The 11,743-nt window shown below is 46.3% G+C and carries 5 protein-coding genes; all 5 read left to right on the top strand.

Annotated elements, in window-relative coordinates:
• Positions 1-12 precede the first annotated feature (12 nt).
• The 5 genes from GO493_RS28595 to GO493_RS28575 all read left to right on the top strand — a co-directional run bounded on the left by GO493_RS28595 (position 13) and on the right by GO493_RS28575 (position 11,572).
• The gene (locus GO493_RS28595; protein ID WP_157309669.1) at positions 13-1,689 is read left to right on the top strand and encodes a RagB/SusD family nutrient uptake outer membrane protein; all 1,677 of its coding nucleotides are present in this window, start codon (positions 13-15) and stop codon (positions 1,687-1,689) included.
• Between the two features lie 83 nt (positions 1,690-1,772).
• Positions 1,773-4,925 (top strand): glycoside hydrolase family 2 TIM barrel-domain containing protein, encoded by a 3,153-nt coding sequence (locus GO493_RS28590; RefSeq protein WP_157309668.1) that lies wholly within the window; start codon positions 1,773-1,775, stop codon positions 4,923-4,925.
• An 11-nt stretch (positions 4,926-4,936) separates the two neighbouring features.
• Positions 4,937-7,024, top strand: a complete 2,088-nt coding sequence (locus GO493_RS28585) for an alpha-L-fucosidase (protein WP_157309667.1) — start codon at positions 4,937-4,939, stop codon at positions 7,022-7,024.
• Between the two features lie 8 nt (positions 7,025-7,032).
• Complete coding sequence (locus GO493_RS28580; protein ID WP_157309666.1) at positions 7,033-9,222, top strand: GH92 family glycosyl hydrolase; 2,190 nt, start codon at positions 7,033-7,035, stop codon at positions 9,220-9,222.
• A gap of 1,357 nt (positions 9,223-10,579) precedes the next feature.
• The gene (locus tag GO493_RS28575; RefSeq protein WP_157309665.1) at positions 10,580-11,572 is read left to right on the top strand and encodes a PDDEXK nuclease domain-containing protein; all 993 of its coding nucleotides are present in this window, start codon (positions 10,580-10,582) and stop codon (positions 11,570-11,572) included.
• The last annotated feature ends 171 nt before the right edge of the window (positions 11,573-11,743 follow it).

Here is an 11,743-nt window from a genome sequence, read left to right as displayed (position 1 = left end):
AAACGCTTTATTATGAAAAACAGATATTTCATTCAATATATACTCACTTTTACCACCTTGCTGTCAGCTGCCTGTAACAGCCAGCTTGACCTTTATCCCAAGGATGCATTGAGTGAACCGACCTTCTTCAAAAATGCAAATGACCTCAGGATATACTGTAACCAGTTCTACCAGGACCTGCCTACTCAGAACTCTTTCTGGTCAGAAAAGAATTCAGACAATGAGGTGCCGCTGGATGCAGATGATTTCCTGTATGGCTCTTATGTTGTACCTATTACCGGAGGCGACTGGAACTGGGGCTCTATCAGATCATGCAATTACTTTTTACAACGTTACAGGCGAGCAGTTGCAGATGAAGCCACATTGAACAGATATGCCGCTGAGGCCCGTTTTTTCAGGGCTTATTACTACTGGGAGAAAGTAAAGACCTATGGCGATGTTCCCTGGCTGACGGTTGATCTGACGGACACCTCTACTACCCTTCTGTATGGCAGCAAGATGCCGCATAAGCAGGTAATGGATTCTGTGCTGGCAGACCTGAACTTTTCGGTGGCCAATCTTCCGGAGACGGGCTCGGAAGAAGCAGGGCGGCTGCATAAGAATGCCGCTTATGCTTTAATATCCCGTATATGCCTGTGGGAAGGGACATTCAGGAAGTATCATGGACTTGGGGATGAAGTGCCTTACCTGGAAGCAACAGCTGCTGCATCTGAAGCCATCATCAATTCCGGTAAATACGATATTTATACCACAGGTAAACCGCAAACGGATTATTATAATCTTTTCATCCAGGAAGACCTGAGCAATAACAAGGAAGCTATTATGCCCCGCCTCTATATACAGAATGTATATACGCATAATCTTACGCGGGAACTGGGAGAAAGCTCAACAGGGTTCAGCAAGAATTTTGTCCGCTCCTTTCTTTGTACGGATGGGTTGCCTACTTCATTGAGCCCATTATACAAGGGAGATGATTCCCTGGAAGCAGAAGCTACCAATCGTGATCCGCGTTTCCGGCAACTGATAGCTACAAGAGGATTTGTATTGCTAAATAATGCCGACGGGTCAAAGAACGTATTCACCCTGCCACAGATAGGCACAGCTACTGCGCCAACAGGTTATATGATCATCAAGGCACTGTCTCCTGATCCTGCACAGTGGAATGCGGCACAGTCAACGCTTGACCTCTTTATATTCAGGTATGCAGAGATATTGCTGAATGAAGCTGAAGCAAAGGCAGAACTTGGACAATGTACACAATCCGTACTGGACAATACTATCAACAAGCTACGTGACAGGGTTGCCATGCCGCATATGGAGATAGGCAGCCTGGTAAAAGATCCTGCATCAGACTTCCCTACCCTTCCGGTACTTTTAGACGAGATACGCAGGGAGAGGCGTATAGAGCTGGCGGCAGATGGTTTCCGTTTTGATGATCTTCTGCGCTGGAAAGCAGGTAAGCTCATTGAGAACCCTGAAACTATACTGGGTATGAAACTTACGCCGGCGGTACGTGCGCAATATCCAGCCAGCCAGGTGAACAGTGTACAGGTAGATGCCAACAATTATATAAGGTTGTATACAAGCATCACTGCCAGGGCCTGGCATGATAAAATGTACCTGTACCCGATACCTACACAGGAACTGACGCTCAATCCTAACTTATTACCTCAAAACCCCGGGTGGTAAATCGTTCCCGCCAATCCTGCCGGCGGAATTATGTAGAGAGTACTATTCCGCCAGCAGGCATTTTACCGACACATAAACACACTATGATAAGAAAGTTATTAATTGCCATCTTCCTGCCCGCCTGCGTTTCAGCGCAAAGCAATGACTGGGAGAATGAACAGGTATACGGTATTCATAAGGAAGCAACGCATGTTACTTATATTCCTTATGCCAACGCTGAACAGGCGTTAAAGGATGTACCTGCTGTATCACCTTACTACCTGTCTCTTAATGGTACATGGAAGTTTAACTGGGTGAAACAGCCATCGGAAAGACCTGTTAATTTTTACAGCGCTGCTTTTGACGATGCTTCATGGAAAACCATACCTGTGCCTTCCAATATGGAGATGCAGGGATATGGTACGCCTATCTACACGAATATTATCTATCCTTTTAAGAAAGATCCGCCGAGGGTGATGGGAGAAGTGCCAGCCGACTGGACTACTTTCCGCGAGCCTAATCCGGTAGGCTCTTACCGGCGTTATTTTGAGCTGCCGGGAGCATGGAGTGGTAAGGAAGTGTTCATACATTTTGAAGGGGTGATCAGCGCTTTTTATATCTGGATAAACGGGCAGAAAGTTGGTTATAGTGAAAACAGTATGAGTCCCGCGGAGTTTGACATTACGCCGTATCTGAAACCCGGGAAGAACCTGGTGGCAGTAGAGGTGTATAAATGGAGCGATGGCAGTTACCTGGAGGACCAGGATATGTTCCGTTTCAGTGGCATTCACAGGAATGTATTCCTTTTTGCTACGCCTAAAACGCATATAAGGGATTATTTCATTCAGCCGGAGCTTACAGCGGATTTCAGCAAGGCTGTCTTTAGAGTGAAGTCTGCTGTTAAGAACAATGGCCCCGGAAGATCTGTAGCAGGCGTTCTTGAAGCAGTGCTTTATACTCCTGACGGAAAGCAATTGTCCCTTCTTAAAAAGGATATTCCCGCTATTGCGGCTAATGGCGGGCAATCGTTTACGTTAGAAACCCCTGTTGCCAGTCCGAGGTTATGGAGTGCTGAAACGCCGGACCTTTACACCTGTCTCCTAACCCTGAAGGACAATAAAGGTAAAGTGCTGGAGGTGCTGCGTTCAGACTTTGGTTTCAGGAAAGTAGAGATCAGGGACAGGCAGTTGTATGTAAACGGAGAGCCAGTGTTGCTGAAGGGAGTGAACCGTCATGAAGTACATCCGGCCTATGGTAAGGCTGTACCGCTGGAGACGATGATCAGGGATATTACGCTGATGAAGCAATACAATATCAACACGGTGCGTACCTGTCATTATCCTAATGACCCGGAGTGGTATAAGCTCTGTGACAGGTATGGCCTGTATGTTGTTGATGAAGCTAATCTTGAAACGCATGGAGCGGATGATCTGCTTACCAAAGATCCGCGCTGGAAAGGCGCTTATGTGGACAGGGAGGTAAGGCTGGTGGAGAGAGATAAGAACCATCCGTCGGTGGTTATATGGTCGCTCGGCAATGAGTCATGGGGTGGAGAGAATTTTGTTGCCGGCAAGGCTGCGATACTGGCTATTGACAAGTCGCGCCCTATCCATTACGAAGGCTATAATGAAATTGCCGATATAGAGTCTTCTATGTATCCTTCTGTTAATACTTTAAAAGAAGAGGGGGAAAAGAGTTCAGCCAAGCCGTTCTTTATGTGTGAATATGCGCATGCAATGGGTAATGCCATAGGTAACCTGAGAGAGTACTGGAACGTGATCGAATCTCATCAGCGCCTTATTGGCGGATGTATATGGGAATGGGTGGACCAGGGTGTGAACAAGCAGTTGCCTGGTGGCGGCACCTTCTTTGGTTATGGAGGTGATTTCGGAGATGTTCCCAATGATGGCACCTTCAGTATAAAGGGGTTGATCACGTCAGACAGGAAAGTGAAGCCGGAGCTGAATGAAGTAAAGAAAGTATATCAATATATCCGGATAAAGGCGGAGGATATCTTACAGGGAAAGATCAGGGTGGAGAACAGGTATGATTTTATTAACCTGAACCGGTTCGCGGCTTCATGGTCGTTATCGGAAGATGGGAAGGTAATACAATCTGGTGTACTGCCTTCTCTGGATGTGCGGCCGAACCAATCTGCAGAGGTTTTGATACCATTTACAATGCCCGAGCTGAGGTCTGGCGCTGCCTACTGGCTGAAAGTGGATTTTAGTTTGAAAGAAGATGCTCTTTGGGCTAAACAGGGACATTCCGTTGCTTTTGAGCAGTTTGCTGTTCCGTTCCAGACGCCTGCTGCTCCTGTTATTCAGCAGGATGAGGTGGCTTCCCTGGAGGTGTTACGGGATGATAGTACTGTCACTATACATGGTAAAACATTTGAAGCATCTTTCAATACTGCTACGGGATACTTGTTATCCCTGATATATAACGGACGGGCTGTTATAGCGGCTGGTCCCTCTTTTAATCTATACCGCGCCACTATGGATAATGACCGTACCAAAGAAAGAGGTCCGTATCTTGAATGGGAAAAGGCCGGTTATGACAGTCTTCAGTATAAGCTGATCTCGTTCAAAGTGGACACTGTCAATGAGAAGTATGTTCGTATTACCACTGTCACAGATGCTACTGCGGGTACAGGGTTTGCGGCTACTACTACCATTGAGTATATTGTATACGGCAATGGTTACATTGATGTGAAAGCCGCTTTTAATCCTGCCCGTGCTGAGCTGGCCATTCCACGTCTGGGATTGAGAATGATGCTGAAAGAAGGGCTTGAAAATGTGGAATGGTATGGCCGGGGGCCGCATGAGAACTATGCTGACCGCAAAGAATCGGCTTCTATGGGCCGGTACGAAGGGACTGTTGCAGGTATGCTGGAGCAGTATGAGCGTCCGCAGGGAATGGGCAACCGCGAAGATATCCGCTGGGTAAAGCTTACAAATGAAGATAATGAAGGGATAATGATAGTTGCCGGCAGTCAGCTGAGCTTTACTGCTTTGCATTATACTGACCAGGACCTTCATCGCGCAGCCCATCTTTACCAGTTACAGCCACGACGGGAAACGGTGCTGAGCCTTGACTATGCACAACAGGGAATTGGTAATGCCAGTTGTGGTCCTGACCAGTTGCCGGAATATAAAATTGCTACAGCGCCCGCCATCATTCATTACCGTCTTATGCCGTATCAGCCTGTAATGGGCGATGCATCCGAATATGCAAGAAAACAGGTCCAACTTTAAATGAACTATTGATGAAAAAGATCCTCTTATTCTTAGGGTTGTTTACTACATTAAATTTATATGGACAACCTGCTCCATATGGAGCGCTTCCTTCTGATGCCCAGTTGAAATGGCATGAAATGGAGATGTACTGCCTGATACACTATGGTGTTAATACTTACCTTGACCATGAATGGGGATATGGAGATGAAGACCCAAGGCTGGTCAATCCAAAGCAGTTTGATGCCAGGCAGATTGTGGGTGCAGCCAAAGCCGGTGGATTTAAAGGCATCATAGTAGTAGCCAAACATCACGATGGGCTATGCCTCTGGCCTACAAAAACCACGCCTCATAATATTTCCCAAAGTGGCTGGAGAAACGGCAAAGGAGATTTTATAAAGGAGTATCAGCAGGCATGTGATCAACTGGGGTTAAAGCTGGGTGCTTATTGTTCTCCGTGGGACCGGAACAATCCTGAATATGGGAAGGCCGGTTACCTGGAGATATATCGTAACCAGCTGAAAGAGCTGTATTCCAATTACGGTCCGCTCTTCACTTCGTGGCATGACGGCGCTAATGGCGGCAATGGCTATTATGGAGGCGCCAGGGAGACCAGGAGCATTGACCGTACTACTTATTATGACTGGGACTCTACCTGGGGTATTACCCGCCAGATGCAACCCGGCGCTGTGCTGTTTGGGGATGTAGGTCCTGATGTACGCTGGGTAGGTAATGAAGAAGGACATGCCGGGCAAACATGCTGGGCTACTTATACGCCGGAAGCCCCGGATGAGGGAAAGAAACCTGCAAATGGTTATGCTAAAACAGAAAAAGCCACGGAAGGCACCCGTAACGGCAAATACTGGATGCCGGCAGAGTGCGATGTTCCTTTGCGGCCGGGATGGTTTTATCATGAGTCTCAGAATCCCCAGGTTAAAACTCCTTCCGAGCTGCTGGACCTGTATTATGAAAGTGTTGGCCGGGGTGCTGCGCTGGACCTGGGATTATCTCCCGACCTGAGAGGGTTGTTAAATGATGCTGATGTAGCATCCCTGAAAGGTTTCGGCGACCTGCTGCGCCGGACATTTGCCGTGAACCTTGCCAAAGGCGCACAGCTGAAGGCCAGTAATGTCCGTGAGAATAATGCTGCTGTTTATGGCCCGAAGTTCCTGATGGACAATGACCGGTATTCCTACTGGGCTACGGATGATTCGGTAACGACACCGGTGCTGACGCTTGATCTGGGTACTCCTAAAACATTCAACGTGATACGTCTGCGTGAGAATATCAAGCTGGGCCAGCGTATAGATTCTGTGGCGATAGATGTTTTTGAAAAGGGACAATGGAAGCAGATTGCCGAGGCTACCAGTATTGGGGCCAACAGGCTGATACGACTGGAGCATGATGTCACTGCTGCTAAGGTAAGGTTGCGTATAACAGGAGCGCCGGTATGTATTGCGTTGAGTGATTTCGGGCTTTATAAGGAGCCGTTCCATATTAAAGCACCCGTAATTAAAAGGGATAAGAGCGGTGTGGTGACGATCACCGCGACGCAATCTAAGCTGCCGGTGCATTATACGCTGGATGGGACAAATCCTACGTCGTTATCTCCCCTATATAAAGGGCCTTTCCTGTTAGCGGAAGGAGGTACCATAAAGGCGGCACATTTAACGGGAGATGTCAGCACCAAAATTTTTGGTATCGGTAAAAAGGGATGGAAGGTGATAGAGGCTCCTTCCGGGAGTGATGCGGAGAATGTAATTGATGAGGATGAAAGCACCAACTGGAATACGCTTACGCCTGAGCTGTCAGGTAAGATACCGGTTGATGTGGCAATAGATATGGGGGCAGCAAGAACGATCAGGGCATTTACCTACCTGCCAAGGCAGGATAAGAAAACCGAGGGGCTAATAGGCAGATATGCCTTCTATGTAAGCAATAACGGGCGTGATTGGGAGTTAGCAAGGGAAGGCGATTTTCATAATATAGAAGCCAATCCTGTGCAACAGCTGGTGTTGCTGCCTAAAACGCTGAAAGCGCGGTATTTTAAATTCTCTGCGTTGCATATTAACACGGGAAAAGGTGTGATGGTAGCTGAGCTGGGTATTGTTTCAAAATAAATGTAATTATGAGAATTGTTCTTTTATGCCTGTTACTTATATCCCGTGTGGCTTTTTCACAGGTTGATTATGTGAACCCGTTGATGGGAACAGACTCTAAAGGCAGCCTGTCAACCGGGAACACCTACCCTTCTGTCTCCCTGCCATGGGGGATGAACAGCTGGACACCGCAGACGGGGGAAAGGGGTGATGGATGGATGTATACTTATGATGCAGATAAGATACGCGGCTTTAAACAAACGCATCAGCCGAGTCCGTGGATGAATGATTACGGGCAGTTTTCCATCATGCCTGTAACAGGGAAGTCCGTGTCTGATGAAGCAGAGCGGGCCAGCTGGTTCTCGCACAAGGCTGAAATTTCCCAACCATATTATTACAGCGTATACCTGGCAGATCATGATGTAACGGCAGAGATGGCGCCTACTGAACGGGCGGCCGTGCTGCGCTTTACATTTCCTGAGACAGATAGTGCGTTTGTGGTGGTAGATGGTTCGTCTGTAAAGATCGTTCCGTCAGAAAATAAGATAATAGGGTATAGTACCCAACATACGGATGATGCGCCCGCCAATTTCAGGAACTACTTCGTGATCCGGTTTGATAAGCCATTTACATTCCAGGAAGTGCGTTCTACCGATGCAGATCATGCCAGCGCCATAATAGGCTTTAAAACCGCGAAAGGCGAGAAAGTAAGCGCGTTCGCTGCGTCTTCCTTTATCAGCCATGAACAGGCGGAATTGAATCTCCGGGAGACGGCTGATTTTGAAACGGTAAAGTCAAGAGCCAGGGATACCTGGAATAAGGAACTTGGCAGGATAAAAGTGGAAGGCGGAACTGTTGATCAGACAAGGACGTTCTATTCCTGCCTGTACCGTATGATGCTGTTTCCGCGAAAATTCTATGAGATAAATGCTGCCGGAAAAATAATGCATTATAGTCCGTATAACGGGCAGGTGTTACCCGGATACCTGTTCACTGATACCGGTTTCTGGGATACATTCAGAGCTGTCTTTCCTTTCTTTAACCTGATGTATCCGTCGCTCAATGCAAAGATGCAGGCCGGGCTTGTGAATGCGTACAAAGAAAGCGGCTGGTTGCCCGAATGGGCAAGCCCGGGTCACAGGAATAGTATGATAGGTTCCAACTCCGCGTCCGTTATTGCAGACGCCTATCTGAAGAACGGCAGAGGGTATGATATCGCCACATTGTATGAAGCCGTATTGAAGAACTGTAATAATGAAGGTCCGCTAAATACCGGAAGAAAAGGAGTTCAGTACTATAATACCCTGGGATATGTGCCTTACGACGTAAACATTAACGAGAATGCCGCCAGGACACTGGAATACGCTTATGATGACTTCTGCGTATACCGCTTAGCAAAAGCACTACACAAACCGGAGGCTGACCTGTTTCGTAAACGGGCAATGAACTACAAAAACCTCTTTGATCCATCACATAAACTGATGCGGGGAAAAAATGCTGATGGCACCTTCCAATCGCCCTTCAACCCGTTCAAATGGGGAGATGCCTTTACAGAAGGAAACAGCTGGCATTATACATGGAGCGTCTTTCATGATATAAAAGGGCTTATCACCTTAATGGGAGGCAAGAAACAGTTCACCGCCATGCTGGATTCAGTATTTGTTATGCCTCCCTTATTTGAAGCATCCTACTACGGCGGGAATGTTATCCACGAGATCCGGGAAATGCAGATCATGCATATGGGTCAATATGCACATGGTAATCAGCCTATACAGCATATGATCTACCTGTATAATTATGCCGGAGAGCCATGGAAAACGCAATACTGGGTAAGAGAGGTAATGGATCGCCTCTACTCCGCCACCCCTGATGGCTATTGCGGAGATGAGGATAATGGCCAGACCTCCGCATGGTATGTGTTCTCTGCCATGGGGTTTTATCCTGTTTGTCCGGCGACAGATCAGTATGTACTCGGCGCTCCGCTTTTTAAAAAGATCAAGTTATCGTTGGAGAACGGTAAGCAGCTGGTGATTGTCGGCCGGGGGAATGGCAGGTATGTGAGTAAGGTTAGTTTTAATGGGAGCTTCTATTCTAAGAACTGGGTAAGTCATCAGGCGTTGATGAAGGGAGGGGTTTTGCAGTTTGATATGTCTTTGGTTCCTTCGAAGGGAAGAGGGGTACGGGATGAAGATGCGCCGTATTCTCTTTCGGGGGAGTAGTAGGGAGCATTATTTTAATGTACAGAAGATGTCAGGAGATTATAGCCAGTAAGCAGTGCTTACTGGCTACAGTTTATATCATTGTGGCATATCCCAGTCATCATAAGGAACAGGAACATTAAAACAAAAACGGTATAGCCCCAAGCCATTCCACCTGTCCGATTGCTGACCCCTGCACCCGTTTTCTACTCAAAGAACTGAGCCTAAGATATACTTTTTTATTTCATCTGATTTTTCAATTGAAAGAAATAAATAAGAACACGCGCGTGTAGGCGGGATAGTGGCTGGGGTACAGATGCTGAGCATTTATCCTGCTGTTGAAGATCGTAATACTGATCAACATTTGTTCTGATGCTGCCACCATCCACTGTCCTGCATACGGAAGCAAGATAGTGCTACAGCTGATCGACGTACTAACGCCGACGTTCGCGCAGCGTATCATCTGCCGTTGGATCAGCGGTACAATGTCTGGCAGCTATAACCGATGCTCAGGTAGCGATCCGTCCGCCACCACCGCCATGCTGCCACGGCCGCTGGGGCGGGAGTGCGCAGCGCAGCGGAGCACGAAGCCACAGCAGGCCGCGGCTAGTCCATATCAACCGCCGGGAGCGCAGCGGACGGCAAAATCAAAAAGCGAAGGCCGTGGCGGCGAAGGCAGGTGGCGGACCAACCAGGGGCAGCGCAGGGGTGGCTGTAGCAGAGCCAGCGTGCGCCAGCCGCCAACCCGAGAGCTGCCCGAACGTAGAACGAAGGGGCGCAAAAACCGTGACAGGCTGCATTCAGAACATGGCGGGATAACGAACCCTGCGCAGCCTGGCACCGGTTTTTGTTCGCACCGAGCCCGCAGTGAGACCGCTGTACCTGGAGGACTTATAGACCAGGATATAAACCCAATACCGCAACACTTGTATACTGCTGCTCTACCGGGCCAATAGTTAATGACCGGGGGAACAGCCGACCTTTTAATGACCTGGGCATTGTTTACGGGCTATGGGGGACGAAGTTCGAACCTGTTCGCCGGAGATTTATCTAGAATTCATGAATTTATCGGGGAAATATGCTGGCATCCTTGCTATTGATAATTTTATGGTCTTATAATATTGTTGATTATCTATCCATCCCATCCTTTACTTAGTCAAATGAAAAGAAACGTATACCCTATTAGCAATTTAATCCCTTAGTAGAATTGGAAGGAAGGACAGTGTTAATTCTTGACTGGTGATTATCTTTATGATATTCAATGTTTTATGGATTTAATGATTTTTTTTTGACTTGATAGTTGTCAATAATTAAAATAATTTTGCCAAACATTAAACCAGTATTTGACTAAGCGGTCGGGCTAAAAATTTTGTAATAAATGAGTCATGTTATTGATAAATTTAATTCCTCTTTGTATGATTCCATTGCTAAGGTAATAGCCCATGCAAGGAAAACAGTTTATAGGAGTACCAATACGATATTGTTAAAAACGTATTGGGAAATAGGTAAGCTCATTATTGAGGATGAGCAAAATGGTAAGAATAGGGCGGCATACGGGCGAGCAGTTCTGAAAAGCCTTGCTACTAAACTCACCTTAGAGTTTGGAAAAGGTTTTGATGAGAGTAATTTAAGGAATATGCGGAATTTTTTTCTGGCATTTCAGAATTGGGACGCGGTGCGTCCTGAATTGAGTTGGACTCATTATCGGATTATAAGTAGGATTGATAATCAGTCTCTTAGGATACTGCTGGTTGGTCACGCTATTGACGGAAATTGGAATAGCCGGACATTACAACGTAACGTAGATAGTCAATATTTAGGAAGAATGCTTAAACTTCCTGAAAATGAATCAAAGGAGGCTGCGCATTTTATTAAAGACCCATACCTTTTTGAGTTTTTAGGTTTATCGCTGGATAAGGAACAAACGGAGACTAAAATAGAATCAGCACTAATAAATCATCTGCAGCAATTTTTAATGGAGTTAGGGAAGGGGTTTGCATTTGTGGCCCGTCAACAGCATATCGTTACTGATACTTCTGATTTTTATATTGATCTGGTTTTTTATAATTATTATTTGAAGTGTTTCGTATTACTCGAGTTAAAAACACATAAACTTACTCATGAAGCCATTGGTCAGATGGATATGTACGTAAGAATGTATGATGATTTGAAAAAGAGCGATGATGATAACCCTACGATTGGTATTATTTTATGTACCGAAAAGGATGAGACTATCGTAAAATATTCTGTATTGGCAGAAAATCAAAAGTTGTTTGCTAGCAAATATCGATTATATCTTCCGGACGAAAATGAGCTAAAGCAATTGATTGAAGAAGATAGGGCAAGATATGAGCTTGATGGCAAGTTATAGTGAGGTTGGGCCGATATAATATGTAACCTAAGCAAATACACTGTCCGGGTGTGTAAAATAAACTGTGTCAATAAAACTTAAGTACTTAACAGGCCTCGTTACTGAATGATATTTTTTCTGATGCAGCGGGGCATTGATCCCAAAGGTCCAAAAAATATCATTCAGTAACGA

This window comes from Chitinophaga tropicalis, assembly GCF_009758205.1.
GTDB classification, from domain to species: Bacteria; Bacteroidota; Bacteroidia; order Chitinophagales; family Chitinophagaceae; genus Chitinophaga; species Chitinophaga tropicalis.
Note: the sequence above shows the minus strand (reverse complement) of the source record. Positions and strands in the feature narration are given on the sequence as shown.

Bases quoted from the DNA above. Each gene is read 5' to 3' on its own strand.
- GO493_RS28595 (WP_157309669.1), top strand. From the start codon at position 13: ATGAAAAACAGATATTTCATTCAATATATACTCACTTTTACCACCTTG.
- GO493_RS28590 (WP_157309668.1), top strand. From the start codon at position 1,773: ATGATAAGAAAGTTATTAATTGCCATCTTCCTGCCCGCCTGCGTTTCA.
- GO493_RS28585 (WP_157309667.1), top strand. From the start codon at position 4,937: ATGAAAAAGATCCTCTTATTCTTAGGGTTGTTTACTACATTAAATTTA.
- GO493_RS28580 (WP_157309666.1), top strand. From the start codon at position 7,033: ATGAGAATTGTTCTTTTATGCCTGTTACTTATATCCCGTGTGGCTTTT.
- GO493_RS28575 (WP_157309665.1), top strand. From the start codon at position 10,580: ATGAGTCATGTTATTGATAAATTTAATTCCTCTTTGTATGATTCCATT.